Raw genomic sequence first — 15,657 nt, 5'->3', positions numbered from 1 at the left:
GCCTGATCTGGTTCGGGAGAGTGAGATGCGAATTCTGATCGTGGAAGACGACCGAGAGGTCGCCGGCAACATTGCGAAAATGTTGCGTGAATCCGGGCATGTGGTCGATGCCGCCCATGATGGCGAGGATGGACTCGCCATGGCGCGGGACGGCGCGTTCGATGTGTTGATCGTGGACCGGATGATGCCGCGCCGCGACGGGCTTTCGATGATCTCCATCCTGCGTGAAGAAGGCGACAAGACGCCGGCGCTCGTCCTGTCCGCGATGGGCGAGGTGGATGATCGCGTGGCCGGCCTGACGGCGGGCGGCGATGATTATCTGGTCAAACCCTATGCGCCCTCCGAGCTGAAGGCGCGGGTGGACGCCCTGGCGCGCCGGCGCGACCCGGATGCGCTGAAGACCCGGCTTCAGGTGGGTGATCTGGAGATGGATCTTCTGGCCCGCACCGTGAAGCGCGGCGAGGAAGCGATCCAGCTTCAGCCGCGTGAGTTCCGTCTGTTGGAATTTCTCATGCGCCACGCCGATCAGGTCGTGACCCGCACCATGCTGCTTGAAAAGGTCTGGGACTATCATTTCGACCCCCAGACCAACGTCATCGACGTGCACATTTCTCGCCTGCGGTCGAAAATCGACAAGCCTTTTGACACCTCGATGCTGCACACCGTGCGCGGAGCAGGCTATCGTCTGTCGAGCTGAGACAGACAGGCGGACGAACACTGATTACCAAGCTGAATAAAGGCTGGCGGGCGCCCGCATTCCTGCGGACGACCGCCTTTCGCCTCACGCTGCTGTCCGCGGCGCTTTTTGCGTTGTCGAGCTTCGTCATCCTGGCGCTGGTCTACGCCGCGTCCGTCAGTGCGGCCATGCGCCGGGCGGATGCGTCGGTGTCCGCCGAGGTCGCCGAGATCCAGCAGCTCTATGAAGAACGCGGCTATCAGGGCGCCTATCGCTATCTGGTGCAGCGGTCTGTCGGCGGCGGCGAGTTCTTCTACATGCTGCTCGACCCCAATGGCCAGCAGCTGGTGGGCAATATCTATGGCCTGCCCGAAGCGCCCACCGATCCGCAGGGCCGCGTGCGCTTCACCTATGACCGCCAGCCGGTGGAAGGGGTGAATGATCGCGCCGAAGAGGGCCGGGAAGCCCGCGGCCAGATTGTCGAGCTGGGCGATGGCTATCAGCTCTTCGTCGGGCTCGATGTGGAAGAAGAAAACCGCTTCGTCGCCAATACCCTCAACTCGGTTCTGATCGCCTCCGGGCTCTCACTGGCGCTTGGGATCGTGTCCGGCGCCGTGGTCAGCCGGCGGTTCGCCCGGCGCCTGGACGGCATCAACGCCGCCGCGCGGGCGGTGATGACCGGGCGCCTCGAAACCCGCGCCCCGCGGACTTATTCCGGCGATGAGCTGGATGAGCTGTCGCAGAATTTCAACGACATGCTCGACCGGGTGGAAAACCTGATGCACCGCATGCGCACGGCGGGCGATTCCATCGCCCATGATCTGCGCTTGCCTCTGACCCGTATGCGCGGCCGCATCGAATCCGCCCTGGTGGAGGAAGGTGATGTGGAGGCGCGCGAAGCCGCGCTGATCCAGGCTGTCAGTGATGTGGACGAGCTTTTGAAGACCTTTAACGCTGTTCTGTCGCTGTCGCGGCTTCAGACCGGTGAGCGCCGCCGCGCCTTTGACCCAGTCGATCTCAGCGTGCTCATGGAAGACATGTGCGAGCTCTACGAGCCTGTGTGTGAAGATGCGGGCACCGATTTCAAATGCGAGTGCGAGCCCGGTCTGACCGTGATGGGCGACCGCGAGCTGATCGCCCAGTCCATGGCGAACCTGATCGATAACGCCATCAAATATACCCCCGATGGCGGCGCCATTGCGCTGCGCGGCCGCAAGACCGGCGAGGGGCGGGTCGAAATTTCCGTCACCGACACCGGCCCCGGCATCCCGGCGGAGGACCGCGAGCGGGTGCTGGAGCGCTTTGTGCGCCTTGATCGCTCCCGCAATCAGCCCGGCGTCGGGCTGGGCCTGTCACTGGTGAACGCCATCGCGGAAGTGCATGGAGGGGTGTTGAGCCTCGATGACGGCCCCGGCGCCGTGGACGGCTCCGGCCCCGGTCTCAGGATCGCTCTGACCTTTCCGAAGCGGAAATAGGCTCGGCCTTGTCATGGCCCTTTGTGCGCAAGGTCTGGAACTTGCGCAGCAGGGGACGCAGTCGGAAGCCGAAGAAGAGCAGGCCGAATCCAAAAACCGCACGGATGAGGTTCTCCTGAAGCCCCGGTGAGTACTGATCACTCCAAACTACTGACAGATCTATGGCTGAGTGGTGGTTGTCCGTGAGGGGGGCTGTTGCAACTGCTAAATCAATCAGTATGTTAAATATGTTGGGAAGACTGTCTATGAGTGCCGCTGCGCCCAACAAGCACAAACCGATCAGCACAAAGTCCTGCGCATCCACAGCTATGGTCTGACTGGTATCCGGGGCTGGCGCGATCCGATTTGCTATCACTCCTGAGAACACCCATAGCGCGATAGCCAGAGTAATCGTGATGCCAAGCCCTATGAAGTTCTGAATTTCGTATGAGTTATCCGAGAATGGGTAGCTCCTATCGAACAACCGCATCAGACTGAAAAACAGATTTGGAATAGTAATCGCTACCAAATACAAGGCGAGCAGGCGGATCGCCGCCACACAGAGATTTTTGATCATGGATTCCCCTCCAAAGTGAATCGGACGGTAGGGGAAGCCGAACCGCCTCGCAATCTTGCAGCCGCCCGCAACGCTCTGCACTCTGGGTCCATGACCACGCCCCTTATCGACCGCCTCGCCAAGACCCTGCCCAATATCGCGCCGGACCGCGCCCGTCGGGCGCGCGAGCGGATCGGCGCGGCGGCGTTTGACGCCTGGGGCGAGGAGGGGGCGGCGTTTCTCGACAGCGTGTTCGCGGCTGCGCCCTATCTGGCGCGCACGGCGGCGCGGCGGCCTGACACGCTGCTTCAGCTCGCCACGACCCCTCCTGAAACCCTGATCGAGCGCCTGTGCGAGACAGCGCGCGATGCGGCGACGCTTGAAGACGAAGCCGAGGTGAGGGCGGTGCTGCGCCGGGCGAAGCTCGATCTTCATCTGGTCACGGCGCTGGCGGATCTTGCGGGGGCGTTCAGCCTGAAGCAGGTGATGGGCGCGCTGACGGACTTCGCCGACGCCGCCGTGCAGGCGAGCCTCGCCTCAGCCGCGCGCAGTTATGGCGTCGCGGTGAGCGATCCGCTCAACCCGCTGCCGGGTTATTTCGTGCTGACCCTGGGCAAGCACGGCACGCGCAGCCTGAATTTCTCCTCCGACATTGATCTTGTGATCGCCTATGAGCCCGAGATCATCGAGGCGCCGGAGGGCAAGGACCCCCTGAAACTGTTCTCGCGCATCGCGCAAAAGCTCAGCGCGATCATGCAGGACGTCACCGCGGACGGATATGTCTTCCGCGTGGATTTGCGGCTGCGCCCGGATCCGGGCTCGACGCCGGTGGCGGTCAGCGCGGACATGGCGCGCTATTATTTTGAAGCGCTGGGGCAGAACTGGGAGCGAGCGGCCTACGCCAAGGCGCGCGTCTGCGCCGGCGACCGGGCGGCGGGCGAGGGGTTCTTGAAAGACCTGACCCCCTTCATCTGGCGCCGGACCATGGATTTCGCCGCGGTCGAGGACATTCGCTCCATCGCCAAGCAGATCCAGGCCGTGGGCAAGCGCGCCGAAGTGCGCGCGGCGGGCCATGACGTGAAGCTGGGACGGGGCGGCATTCGAGAGATCGAGTTTTACGCCCAGTGCCTGCAGCTGGTCTTTGGCGGCCGCATGCCCGCCGTGCGCGCGCCCGCGACGGTGGATGCTTTATCGGCGCTCGCCGCCCATGACCTGATGGACTCAGACGAGGCGGACGCCCTGATCGCGTATTACGTCGCCTTGCGGGATGTGGAGCACCGCATCCAGATGCTTGAAGACGAGCAGACCCAGACCCTGCCGCTGCAGTCGGAGACGCGGCGGGCGGTGGCGGCGTTGTCGGGCGCGGATGATTTGTCAGAGTTTGATGCGCGCATGACCGCGCTGTTCGGCGCCGTGCATGCCGCCTTCTCCGCTCAGTTTGATGACGGTGACAGCCTGGCGACGGAGGCGGGCAGCCTGGTCCTGACCGGGGTCGAACCGACGCCGGACACGGTCGAGACCCTGGACCGGTTGGGTTTTTCACAGCCCGACCGGGTGTGGGAGCGCCTGGCGGGCTGGGCGGCGGGGCGTGCGCGCGCGGCGCGCACCGAACGCGCCCGGCGATTGTTCTCGCGCTTTGCGCCGCGTCTGATCGAGGCCTTGGCGGCCACGGGTGATCCTGACGCCGCCTTCACCCGGTTCTCAACCTTCTTTGAAGGGCTGCCGAGCGGGGTGCAGCCCTTGTCGCTGCTGGTGAACCAGCCCGAACTCGCGCGGGAGCTGATCGCCATGCTGGGGCTGGCGCCACGGCTTGCGGAAACACTGGCGCGGCGTCCGGCGCTTCTGGACAGCTTGCTCGATCCCGCTTTCACGCGGCCTCTGAGCGAAGACCCGCCCGCGTATCGGATCGAGCGCTTTTCAGGGCTGGAGGCCCTGGACTACGAGCAGGCGCTGAACGCGGCCCGTCGTCTGGCGCGTGAAGAGAAGCTTCGCATTGGCGGTCAGTTATTGCTGGGGCGGTCGCGCGCGCAGGACGCGGGTCAGGCGTATGCGGATCTTGCGGACGCCTCTCTAGGCGCTATGGCGCAGGCGGCGCTCATGGAAATGAGCAAGCGTCACGGCCCGCCGCCTGGCGATTGGGCGGTGCTGGGCTTGGGCAAGCTGGGCGGGCGTGAGCTGTCGGCGACGTCTGATCTCGACATCATGCTGGTCTACGAACCGGGTGCGGAGCAATCGCAAGGGCCGCGCCCCTTGGGCGCGCAAACCTGGTTCATCCGCTTCACCCAACGCCTGGTCTCGGCGCTGACGGCCCCGACCGAGGAAGGCGAGCTCTATGAGGTGGATCTGGCTTTGCGGCCCTCAGGTTCGGCCGGGCCGGCCGCGGTCAGCCTGTCGCGCTTTGAAGACTATTATCAGACGTCTGAAGCCTGGACTTGGGAGCGTATGGCGCTGACCCGCAGCCGCATCGTGGTCGAGGGCGGCCTGGCGGCGCGACTGGATCGCGCCATCTCCACCGTGATCGAGACGGCGGGGCCAGCGGATACGCTGAAGTCGGACGCGGCGAACATGCGCGCGCGCCTGGAACGCGATAAGCCCGCGCTGTCTCCCTGGGACATGAAAATGCGAGCCGGCGGGTTGATCGACATTGAGTTCGTCGCCCAGATTGGTCAGCTGGTGTTGAACAAACGCCTGGGCGCCGACACCCAGGGCGCGCTGGACCGGCTGGTGGAAGCGCAATGGCTGGACAAGGCGGATGGAGAGGCGCTCAAATCAGCGCACGAGCTCTATGCCGACCTGACCCAGATCCTGCGCGCCGCGCACGGCGCCGCCTTTGACCCGGGCAAGGCGAGCGAGCCTTTCGCTCGCCGCCTGTGTCAGGCGGCCCATTGCGAGGATCTGGGGTGCGCCGCCGACGCGCTGAACGTCAACGCGGCGCGCGTGCGCAGCCTGTTTGAGCGCTATGTTGGGGAGGTGGTGTTCTCCGCGACGGAATAAAGCCATGCCAAACGTACCACAGGTATCAGCGAGGGAGAGAACAAGCCCCGCTTGGACACAGGAGATTGGTACGATGAAGAGATTGATGAGCGCTGCAGCCGCATTGTTGGTTCTGGGATCTGGCGCGGCCCTGGCTCAACCCATGGGATCTGACGGGCCGGGCGCTCGCGGTTTCGGGCATCATGAGCGCGGGGCGCACGGTCGAGGCCATGGCGGTCGCGGCATGCACGGCATGATGCTGCTCCAGGTCGCCGATTTGAATGGCGACAACACCGTTACGCGCGCTGAAATGGAACAGCTCCAGACTGAGGAGTTTGCGTATCGGGACCGCAATGGCGACGGCTTCCTGGATCAGGCGGATGCTTCCCCGGCCCACCAGCGCATGATGGCGCTGCGTGAAGCCCGGGGTGTCGAGCGTGAGGATCGCCCGCGCAGGGGCGGACGCGGTCGGGATCGCGAGGGCATGATGGATGGTTTTGACGCCGATGAGGATGGCCGCATCTCGCGTGCAGAATTCCTGGCGCGGCCTCAAGGAATGTTTGATCGCCTGGATGCTGATTCCGACGGCTCCATCACGCCTGAGGAACTCGACGCGCACATGCAAGACCGGGCGGAACGGCGAGACGAACGCCGTGCGCGCTGGTGGCGCGACTAGCCTGCTCGAACGAAAGCTGCGCGCGTGTCCCGCCCCGTCCTGAAAGTGATTGAAGGTTCCCCCCGCCGGACAGGCGGAGGCGAGGAGGCGCGCGCGGCTGACGCAGCTCTGGCGGTCGGCGTCGCTCGTGGCGACGCGGCCGCCATTCAGGCGTTGACCCAACGCTGCCTGCCCAGGGTGCATGCTGTGGCGGTGCGCTTGCTGGGCGATCGGTCAGAAGCCGAGGATGTGGCGCAGGAGACCTTCTTGAAGGTCTGGCGCAAGATCGGACTTTATGACTCTGAGCGCGCAAGGCTTGAGACCTGGGTGACCCGGATCGCCATGAACGCGTGTTATGATCGCCTGCGCAAGAAGCGCGAAAGCCAGTTCAATGATGATGCGCCTGAACTCATTGATGACGCGGTCAGCGCGGATGCGAGGCTGACCGGAGAGGACGCGCTGACGCGGGTGAGGGCGGCTGTCGCCGCCTTGCCCGAGCGTCAGAAACTGGCGCTGGAATTGTGCCATTTTCAGGAACGGACCAATATCGAGGCCGCCCAGATCATGGATGTCAGCGTCGAGGCGATGGAATCGCTTCTGGCGCGCGCCCGCCGGAGCCTGAAAAAGTCACTGGCGCGCGATCGCGACGAGCTGATCAAGGACGCCGCTGGATTACATGGATCGGGAAGAGAGCTATGAGCAAAGACATCATGATGACCCCGGACCGGTTTTCTGAACTTGCTGACGCCTATGGCGGAACGCTGGAGCGCTGGCCCAGTGACGTGCAAGCTGCGGCCCGCAAATTCTGCGATGCCGAGCCTGCATTTGCGCAGGCCTGTCTGGAAGAGGCGTCTGCGCTCGACGACTTGCTTGATCTGGACGCTGGCGCGCTTCCAGCGCCGGCGCTTTATGAAACCATCACGGTGTCGGGTTTGCGCCGCGCCTATGCGCCGCCGCGCTGGGCCGGGATCGCGGCCGCGCTGGCGCTGATGTTTGGCGCGGGCACAGGCTGGATCGGGTCTCAGATGAACGCTCAACCCGCTGACGATGTGATTTACGCCAACGCTTTCTCTGTGCTGTCAGAGACGCAAACCCTGTTTGAGGACGCCTCATGAGCCGGATCAATATCTGGATCGCTTTGCTGCTGGTCTCTGTTCTCCTGAACGGCGTCCTGATCGGAGCGGGCGCGCATCGCTGGCTGAGCGATGACGGCGCCGGACGCGCCTCCATCCGGGCGGACGCCTCTGATGCGGCGAGCGTGCGCGGTTTTGAACCACGCAGCTTCTTCCGCGCGCTTCCCGAAGACTATCGCAGACCTGTGTTTGAACAGATGGAGGAGTCCCGCGAGGAGGTGTTCGCCCTGATGCGGGATCTGGGCGAGAAGCGCCGCGCCGTGCGCGCGGTGCTGACCGCCGAGCCGTTTGACCCGGACGCCGCCCAGCAGGCGCTGCGCGAGGCGCGAGAGGCGCGCGCCCGGCTTGAGCAACGCACAGAAGCCCTGATCCTGGACGCGGCGGCCACCCTGCCTGCGGACATTCGCCGTGCGGCGTTCGAGCGGGCTCTGACCCGGCGCGGAGACCGCGATCATGACCGGCGTCATCATGGCCGTCATGAGGATGATCGGGACGACAGGGAGCGGCGCGGGCCCGACGGGCCGCCGCCAGGCGGCAGGCCGGATCGCGATTAAGCTGCGGCTTCAGTCCTGCAGGCGCTCAGGCTTCTGCGGTGACTGTCGCATCAGCGACCGGCGCGCCTTGATCTACAGGATGCGCGGGCAGGGTGAAGGAGACCGTGGTGCCTTCCCCCAGCTTGGAATCGATGCGCAGGGCGCCGCCATGCAATTCGATCAGGGATTTCGACAAGGCCAGTCCCAGACCCGAGCCCTGATGCTTTTTGGAGTGCTGGCTCTCGATCTGCTCGAACGGACGGCCCACGCGTAACAGATCGTCTTCAGCGATGCCGATGCCGGTATCTGACACTTGCATCACCACGCCGTCCGCCGCCTGAAAGCCGCGCAGCTTCACCTTGCCGCCTTCAGGGGTGAATTTCACGGCATTGGACATCAGGTTGAGAAGGACCTGTTTGAGGGCGCGCGGATCAGCGGAGATCTCCGGCAGCTCATCGCCTTCGACGGTCAACTGAATGGATTTTTCTTCAGCGCGGGCGCGCATGATGCGGACGCATTGCTCGATGACGTCTGAAGGCAGAAGCGGTTCGGGCTGGAGCTGCATCTTGCCCGCTTCGATCTTGGACATGTCCAGAATGTCGTTGATCAGCGACAGCAGATGCTGCCCCGAGCTCAGAATGTCGCCCACATAATCCTGATAGCGTTCATGGCCCAGCGGACCGAACATCTCTCCGGCCATGATCTCGGAAAAGCCGTTAATGGCGTTGAGCGGCGTGCGCAGCTCATGGCTCATATTGGCCAGGAATTCGGACTTGGAGCGGTTCGCTTCCTCGGCCCGGATTTTCTCCTGCTCGTAATTGGCGGCCAGCTCCTGCACGCGCTCCTGGGAGCGACGCAGGTTCTCGACCGTGCGGCGCATTTCCCGGTCATTTTCCTTCAATGCGCTTTGCTGTTCCTTGAGCGCGGTGATGTCGGCGCCGACGCTGACCAGACCGCCATCGGCGGTGCGCCGCTCGGCATAGTGGATCCAGCGGCGGTCCTTCAGTTCAAGATCATAATCGTTTTCGCCATCATCAGAGGCGTGCGCCATTTTGATGGCGGGCGCGGCGGCGGCTTCGACCTGTTCATAACTGGCGCCGATGCGCAGATCGGATTCAGAAAACCCGAAAAAGTCGCGAAATTTCCGGTTCCAGAGCACCAGGCGTCCGCGTGCATCCCACAGCACGAAGCTCTCGCTCATGGATTCCAGAGCGGCGCGCAGGCGCGATTCTGCGGCCGCCACACGCGCTTGCGCGCCCTTGCGCTCGGTGATGTCGATGGCGACGCCGATGATCCGACGGGTCTGCGGCAGCAGACGTCCGCGCAATTGCAGCCAGACAGGCAAACCCGCGGCCCGCACTTCCAGGTCAACATCTTGCGCATTGGCGGCGCCGCGCAGCGCAGCGCGCACTTTGGGACGATCTTCCTTGCCCAACAGCAATAGAAGTTCGGGGCCAGACATGGACTCGCCCCGCGCGCGACCGATCAGCTGGGCGAAGGAATCCGTCAGCACGACTTCATCCGTATCGAGATCCCAATCCCAGACGCCGCAGCGTGCGCCCTCGATGGCGAGGTGAAGCCGGCCCTCGGAATCGGTCAGTTTCGCCTGCGTGTCGCCCAGCCGGCCCATCTGATTGCGCAGCACGATCGACAGGGCGATCGCTGTGCCCAGCGGCGCCAGGAACAAAAGAAGGTGGAACAGCAAGGTGCTGTTCCAGGCGCTGCGGTTGATGCCGTCCGGCCCCAGGCTCAGCGCCTGCAGCGGTGCGCCGGTGATGGCGGCGGCGCCCAGAATGCGGGCCTCGTCACCCAGTTGTGCGCCGCGCATGGCGCCGCCATTGCGCGCCATGGCCGAGACGGTGGCGGGATCGAGACCCAGCCGTTCTGCGGCGAACGGGGCGCCGTTGAACGGCGTCGCCGGGTTCAGCGCCAGCAGCCGGCCTTCGGCGTCCGTCAGCATCGCCACATCATCGCGGTTCCAGCGCGGCAGCAATTCCTGCGGCGTCAGACTGGCGACCAGAGCCCCCACCGATCCGTCAGACAGCGGCGCGGGAGCCGTGAGTACGAGCGGCGGAGTCTGCCCCGGTCTCGCTGCAAGCCCTGTGGACGCCTGCAAAGCGGCGTTCGCTGCTTCGCGCAACATGTCCGGGTCCGCAGCGCCGGCGGCGATCAGGCGTCCGTCCGGCGTGAGCAGGGCGGCGGCGTCCACCCAGGCCGCCTCGATCAGATTGTCGAGCCCTGCCTGGGCGCCGACATCAAGACTGGCCGGGCTCATCACTTCAAGCTGGGACGCGGCCATGGCCAGCGCGCCGCGCACTTCTGACAAGCGTCCTGAGACACGTTCGGCGATGAAGGCGGCGGTGCGCGCCTGAGAGGCCTCAGCCTCGGCCCGCGCAGCGGTCCACTCCTGGTGCAGCTTGACCAGGATGACGCATCCGAACACCAGGGAGAAGGCGATGACGGCCAGCGTGGTAGGCCATAACGAGCCCTTCGCTTCAGCATCAGCCGAAGCGGTGGAGCGGTCGCGTTCAGCGCCGCGCGCGGACTGTTGGCCGACACGAATCATCCCTAGCAAAGTAAGGTGTTCCGCGGGCGTTCGTCCAGCGCCGTAAATGACAGGTTAAGAGGGGCTGTCGGGCCGGTCAGGCCATCAGCTGGTCAATTGCGCTCTGATCGTTTTCATCTTCGGTTTCAGAGACATCAACGCCTTCATCGCCCTCAGGGTTTTCAGCGGCCACCGACCGGCGCTCGGGACCGTTATAATCCTCGTGCTTGCGGCGGCGGTCGGGGCCCAGATAGTTGGCTGTTTTCACAAACGGGCGAGGGTTGTTCACCACCGCCACGATCTTTTCCCACATCTGCCGGGCAGTGACGGGCTTTGCGCAGATCTCGGTGACGCCGGCGTCGCGCGCCGCCATGATGCGCGAGCGCTCGGTATGCGCGGTCAACAGGATGATCGGCACGAAGGGGTTTTTCATATCAGCGCCGCGACGGACCATCTGGATGAACTCCAGCCCATCCAGAAGCGGCATCTGATAGTCCACGATGATCAGGTCGATGGGCTCATGACGCGCAATCTCGAAGGCTTCAACGGCGTCGCGCGATTCATGGGTACGGGAAATGCCGAAACCAAGCAGCATCGAACGGACAATGCTGATCATGTGAGCATTGTCGTCGATGATCAGGGTGTTCACATTGCCCATGCGGGGCGTCATGGCCGCAGCTCCATTGGTTCAGCGCGTCTGTCTGAATCCTGTTCAGCCTAGGGCGTATGCTGTTGCTGTGTGGTTAATCCACTGACAAGTCACCTGGCTGGCTTGATTCTGGGCGAGCGTTCACGGCCCGGATCAGTTCTGCTGCAGTTTTAGCGAGCGTGATGGTCTGGCTGGAGGCGTCCGGATCATCCTGAGCCGAGCGCACAAGGCGTTCGGCAAGAGCAAATAGACTGGGCGCATGCACGATCAAGCGCGCCTGATGTTCGATCCGGCCCGGATCGCGGTCATATTCAGCGCCGGGCACGCGCCAGCCGCCCCAGTTCTGGGCGTCCGTCACCACTACGGGATAGCTGCCGGGCTGGGGATGGTGCGCGCATTCTTCGACCGATTGCCATTTATTGCGCGCGCGCATCAGCCGCCAATTGCCGACCTGGGAATCCTCGACCGCTTCTGCGCTCAGTTCATCGGTTGTGAAATCACGACCAAGCCCGCAATCATAAAGCACTTTTACGGGTTCTTCGACATCTCGCACCCAATGGGGTTTGACCTTTTCGATCACCGCCCATGTGCCAACCGGTTTGACGTAAACCCGCTGGTGTTTGTGAAACTCAGCTTTCGCCATGTCATTCTCCCTATGGGGTGAAGATGGCATGCCGGTCTCAAAACCGGGTTAAACTCCTTGGTTAATCGTCCTTGCCGCACCTGCGACTGCGACAATTGGAGCAAAAGCGGCCAGTGGCGTGGGCGCTGGCGAAATGAAACACTGGCGCCATGACCTGGCTTCAGACGGACCCTTCGCACTGCAGTTCAGAGTCGCCCGACGAGGTCGTGCGCCACTTTGGCGGCCATTCCTTACAAGGGTTGGAGGAGGCGGAAGCCCGCGAGCGTTTCACTGAAGGCGGCGGCAATGTCATCGACGTTCAGGAACGGTTTTCGCCGTTAAGAGCATTGCTGCATCAACTCATTGATCCTTTGGTGATCCTGCTGGCGATTGCGTCGGGCTTGGCCGCGCTCCTGGGCGAGGTTCTGGATGCTGTGATGATCAGCATCGTGGTGGCGCTGAATGTAGGCTTGAGTTTCTTTCAGGAATGGCGCGCCGAGCGCGCCCTGGCCGCCATAGCCGGACTGATGACGCCGCATAGCACTGTGATCCGGTCAGGGCGCCGCCAGCATATCAGTGCGCTGGAGCTGGTTCCCGGCGATCTGGTCGAGATCCGGCGCGGCGACCGGACGCCCGCAGATCTGAAACTGGTCACGGCGGAAACCCTGTTGATGGACGAGTCGCCCCTGACCGGCGAATCCCGGGGTGTGCGCAAGGCGCCGGGCGCGGACCCGGAGGGCGCGCCGGTGCATGATCGCGCCTCGATGGCGTTTGCGGGGGCTTTGGTGCTGGATGGGTATGCGACCGGTCTGGTGGTCGCAACGGGGGTGCGCACCGAGTTTGGCCGTATCGCGGCGCTGGCGGGCTCTGTGCAACGCCTGGCCACCCCGCTGCAGCGCAGGCTGGGGCGGTTGAGCGCGATGCTGGGCGGGGTGGCGATCCTGGCGGCGCTCGGCATCATGCTGATCGGGGTCGCGACCGGGCGTCCGCTGCTGGAGATGGTGTTCACCGGCGTGTCGCTGGCGGTGGCGGCGGTGCCTGAGGGCCTGCCGGCGGTTGTGGCGCTGACCCTGGCGTTGGGCGTGCGCGCCATGGCGCGGCGCAACGCCGTGGTCCGGCGGTTGAGAGCGGCGGAGACGCTGGGGTCTGCGACGGTGATTTGCACGGACAAGACCGGCACGCTGACCACGGGCGAGATGACGGTTGTGGAGACGCTCACCGCTCAAGGCCGGTGGGAGGTCGGGGCCGGCGCGCCTGATGCGCTGGCGCATGAGACGCTTTATTCCGCCGGGGTCTGCAACAATGCCGAGCTGTGTCCGGACGGCGCGGTGCAGGGCGAGCCGACAGAGCGCGCCTTGATGCTCGCCGCGCTCGAGCACACGTCTCTGAATGGCGATGGTGCGCCGGATCGTCTGGCGGAGCACCCTTTTAGCGCTGAGCGCAAACGCATGCTGGTGCAGGTGCGCGATGGCGACGCCGCGATGATCCATGTGAAGGGCGCGCCTGATTTCGTGCTGCCGCTGTGCGCGCATTTGGCGACGCAAACCGGCGTCGCCAAAATGGATGAGGCGGCGCGACGCGACTGGACCGAACGGGCGGAGGCCATGGGGCGCCGCGGCCTGCGGGTGCTCGCTATTGCGCGCAAACCCCATGGCGAGGCTGATCTGGTCGAGCATGATCTGACCTTTCAGGGGCTGGTGGGATTGATGGATCCGCCCCGGCCGCGCGCGCGCGCCGCCCTGGACGCCGCCCGCAGCGCCGGGCTTCAGGTGATCATGATCACAGGCGATGCGGCGGGTACGGCGGAAGCCATCGCCCAGGCGGTGGGATTCGCCCCCGGCCGGGTGCTCAGCGGCGCCGAGATCGACGCGCTTGATGACGCAGGCCTCGATCAGGCGCTGAAAACCGCGAATGTGCTCAGCCGCACCACGCCCGAACACAAACTCCGGGTGGTGCGTCATCTTCAGGGCGCCGGTGAGGTCGTGGCCATGACCGGCGATGGCGTGAATGACGCGCCCGCGCTCAAACAGGCGGATATCGGCGTCGCCATGGGGATCCGCGGCTCGGACGCGGCGAAGGCGGCGGCGGATCTGGTGCTGCTGGACGATGATTTCAGCACCATTGTGGATGCAGTGCGCGAAGGGCGGCGGCAGGAAGCGGCGATCCGCAACTTCACCTGTTTCCTGCTGGCCACAAATCTGGGCGAAGTCCTGGCGGTGGGACTGAACATTGCATCCGACGCGCCGCTGATCCTGACGCCCTTGCAACTCTTGTGGGTCAATCTTCTGACAGACGGTCCGATCGCTCTGGTCCTGGGCGCGGAACGCGCGGCGCCGGATTTGATGTCGCGCCCGCCGCGTCGCCCCGGGGCGCCGATGTTGGACAAGACCGCGCTGGGCGGGATCGCGGCGTTCGGAGCGGGTTCAGCGGCGACGACGCTGGCGGCGTTCCAGGCTTCTCTGCCGCTGGGAAGCGAGGCCGCGAACGCGGCGGCTTTCAGCGCGGTGGTGATCCTCAGCGCCTGCATCGTGTTCAGCTTTCGCTCCCAAACCCTGCCGCTGACGCGGTTGGGATGGCGCGGCAATGTCTGGCTGCCGGTCGCAGCGCTTGCGGCGGTTCTGATCCAGCTGGCCCTGGTGTTCGCGCCGCCCTTGCAGGCCTTGATGGGGCTGGCGCCGCCCAGCGTGCTCTCCTGGCAGATTATCGCTGGCGCGGCGCTTGTTCTGCTTCTCGTTCCCGAGACGATCAAATATCTCCTGCAGGCGCGCCGGCGCTGATGATTGCGCTTTTCGCGGCGGCGGCCTAAATCCGTGGTCCATGACCCAGAGCACGCTGACCCTTCGAAAGCCCGACGACTGGCATGTGCATTTGCGCGACGGCGCGATGCTGGACCTGGTCGCCAATTTCACCGCACGGCAGTTCGCCCGCGCGATCGTGATGCCGAACCTGACCCCGCCGGTGACGACGGTGGATCAGGCGCGCAGCTATCGCGACCGGATCAATGCGGCGGTTCCGCTCGAGCGCGGTTTCACCCCGCTGATGACGGCGTATCTGACCGACACGATTGAAGCGGACGAGATCGAGCGCGGCTTCAAGGAGGGCGTCTTCACAGCCGCCAAGCTCTACCCGCAGAACGCCACGACCAATTCCGCCCATGGCGTCAGCGATATCGCCAATATCCGACCGGTGCTCGAGCGGATGGAAAAGCTCGGCATGCCGCTATTGGTGCATGGCGAGGTGGTCAGCCCCGACATCGATATCTTTGACCGCGAAGCGGTGTTCCTGGAGACCGTACTGGGACCGCTAATCAAGGAGATGCCCGGCCTGCGCGTGGTGCTCGAGCACATCACCACCGAGCAGTCGGTCGACTTTGTGAGGGCAGGCGGGGACAACATCGCCGCCACCATCACCGCGCACCATTTGCGTATTGACCGCAATGACATGCTGGTGGGCGGCATGCGCCCGCACGCCTATTGCCTGCCGGTGGCCAAGCGTCGCCTGCACAAGCTCGCCCTGCGAAAGGCGGCGGTGTCAGGCGATCCGAAATTCTTCCTCGGCACCGACACCGCGCCGCATGAGCGCCACGCCAAGGAAAGCGCCTGCGGCTGTGCGGGGATTTTCAGCGCGCCGGTGGCGATTGAAAGCTATACGCAGACCTTTGAAGAAGAGGGCGCGCTCGACAAGCTGGAAGGCTTCGCCAGCGCGTTTGGCCCGGCCTTCTACCGTCTGCCGCTCAATGAGGGGACGATCACGCTAGAACGCCAGCCCACCGAAATCCCCGCGACGATTGACGCGGGCGACATCAAGGTCGTCCCGTTCCACGCAGGGGAAGTGATGAACTGGCGTCTGGTCGCGGGCTAG

The 15,657-nt window shown here is 64.6% G+C and carries 13 protein-coding genes; 9 read left to right on the top strand and 4 right to left on the bottom strand.

Annotation, left to right across the window (positions count from 1 at the left end; translation table 11 throughout):
- The first annotated feature begins 25 nt into the window (after positions 1-25).
- Positions 26-697 carry a response regulator transcription factor gene (locus tag ACTIGF_RS13430; RefSeq protein WP_022701839.1) on the top strand — a complete coding sequence of 224 codons (672 nt, stop codon included), beginning with the start codon at positions 26-28 and terminating at the stop codon, positions 695-697.
- A gap of 113 nt (positions 698-810) precedes the next feature.
- Complete coding sequence (locus ACTIGF_RS13425) at positions 811-2,151, top strand: ATP-binding protein (protein ID WP_439637354.1); 1,341 nt, start codon at positions 811-813, stop codon at positions 2,149-2,151.
- Here ACTIGF_RS13425 and ACTIGF_RS13420 read toward each other — a convergent pair.
- Positions 2,117-2,707: a hypothetical protein gene (locus ACTIGF_RS13420; protein WP_439637353.1), complete on the bottom strand. Its 591-nt coding sequence runs from the start codon at positions 2,705-2,707 to the stop codon at positions 2,117-2,119. The genes ACTIGF_RS13425 and ACTIGF_RS13420 overlap by 35 nt on opposite strands.
- A gap of 90 nt (positions 2,708-2,797) precedes the next feature.
- Here ACTIGF_RS13420 and ACTIGF_RS13415 point away from each other — a divergent pair, with 90 nt between their 5' ends.
- The 5 genes from ACTIGF_RS13415 (at position 2,798) to ACTIGF_RS13395 (ending at position 8,001) form a co-directional block, all read left to right on the top strand.
- Positions 2,798-5,680 carry a bifunctional [glutamine synthetase] adenylyltransferase/[glutamine synthetase]-adenylyl-L-tyrosine phosphorylase gene (locus ACTIGF_RS13415; RefSeq protein ID WP_439637352.1) on the top strand — a complete coding sequence of 961 codons (2,883 nt, stop codon included), beginning with the start codon at positions 2,798-2,800 and terminating at the stop codon, positions 5,678-5,680.
- Between the two features lie 73 nt (positions 5,681-5,753).
- A complete protein-coding gene (locus ACTIGF_RS13410) occupies positions 5,754-6,335 on the top strand; it encodes a hypothetical protein (protein WP_439637351.1) in 582 nt (193 codons plus the stop codon).
- A gap of 24 nt (positions 6,336-6,359) precedes the next feature.
- Positions 6,360-7,013: an RNA polymerase sigma factor gene (locus ACTIGF_RS13405; protein ID WP_439637350.1), complete on the top strand. Its 654-nt coding sequence runs from the start codon at positions 6,360-6,362 to the stop codon at positions 7,011-7,013.
- Positions 7,010-7,429 (top strand): hypothetical protein, encoded by a 420-nt coding sequence (locus ACTIGF_RS13400; protein WP_439637349.1) that lies wholly within the window; start codon positions 7,010-7,012, stop codon positions 7,427-7,429. The genes ACTIGF_RS13405 and ACTIGF_RS13400 overlap by 4 nt, the downstream gene beginning before the upstream one ends.
- Positions 7,426-8,001, top strand: coding sequence for a periplasmic heavy metal sensor (locus tag ACTIGF_RS13395; protein ID WP_439637348.1), 576 nt, complete (start codon positions 7,426-7,428; stop codon positions 7,999-8,001). Before ACTIGF_RS13400 ends, ACTIGF_RS13395 begins: the two co-directional genes overlap by 4 nt.
- Positions 8,002-8,026: 25 nt before the next feature.
- Here the strand turns inward: ACTIGF_RS13395 and ACTIGF_RS13390 are convergent, their stop codons facing one another.
- The 3 genes from ACTIGF_RS13390 to ACTIGF_RS13380 form a co-directional block, all read right to left on the bottom strand.
- Positions 8,027-10,546 (bottom strand): ATP-binding protein, encoded by a 2,520-nt coding sequence (locus ACTIGF_RS13390; RefSeq protein WP_439637726.1) that lies wholly within the window; start codon positions 10,544-10,546, stop codon positions 8,027-8,029.
- 76 nt (positions 10,547-10,622) lie between these two features.
- The gene (locus tag ACTIGF_RS13385) at positions 10,623-11,195 is read right to left on the bottom strand and encodes a response regulator (RefSeq protein ID WP_439637347.1); all 573 of its coding nucleotides are present in this window, start codon (positions 11,193-11,195) and stop codon (positions 10,623-10,625) included.
- A gap of 73 nt (positions 11,196-11,268) precedes the next feature.
- A complete protein-coding gene (locus ACTIGF_RS13380; RefSeq protein ID WP_439637346.1) occupies positions 11,269-11,817 on the bottom strand; it encodes a hypothetical protein in 549 nt (182 codons plus the stop codon).
- 149 nt (positions 11,818-11,966) lie between these two features.
- Here ACTIGF_RS13380 and ACTIGF_RS13375 point away from each other — a divergent pair, with 149 nt between their 5' ends.
- Together ACTIGF_RS13375 and pyrC are read left to right on the top strand one after the other, a co-directional pair.
- Positions 11,967-14,573 (top strand): cation-translocating P-type ATPase, encoded by a 2,607-nt coding sequence (locus tag ACTIGF_RS13375; RefSeq protein ID WP_439637345.1) that lies wholly within the window; start codon positions 11,967-11,969, stop codon positions 14,571-14,573.
- A gap of 40 nt (positions 14,574-14,613) precedes the next feature.
- A complete protein-coding gene (gene pyrC / locus ACTIGF_RS13370) occupies positions 14,614-15,657 on the top strand; it encodes a dihydroorotase (protein WP_439637344.1) in 1,044 nt (347 codons plus the stop codon).

The sequence above is a fragment of the Oceanicaulis sp. genome (assembly GCF_051859625.1).
Taxonomy (GTDB): Bacteria; Pseudomonadota; Alphaproteobacteria; order Caulobacterales; family Maricaulaceae; genus Oceanicaulis.
This window is presented reverse-complemented; position numbering and strand designations above follow the sequence as displayed.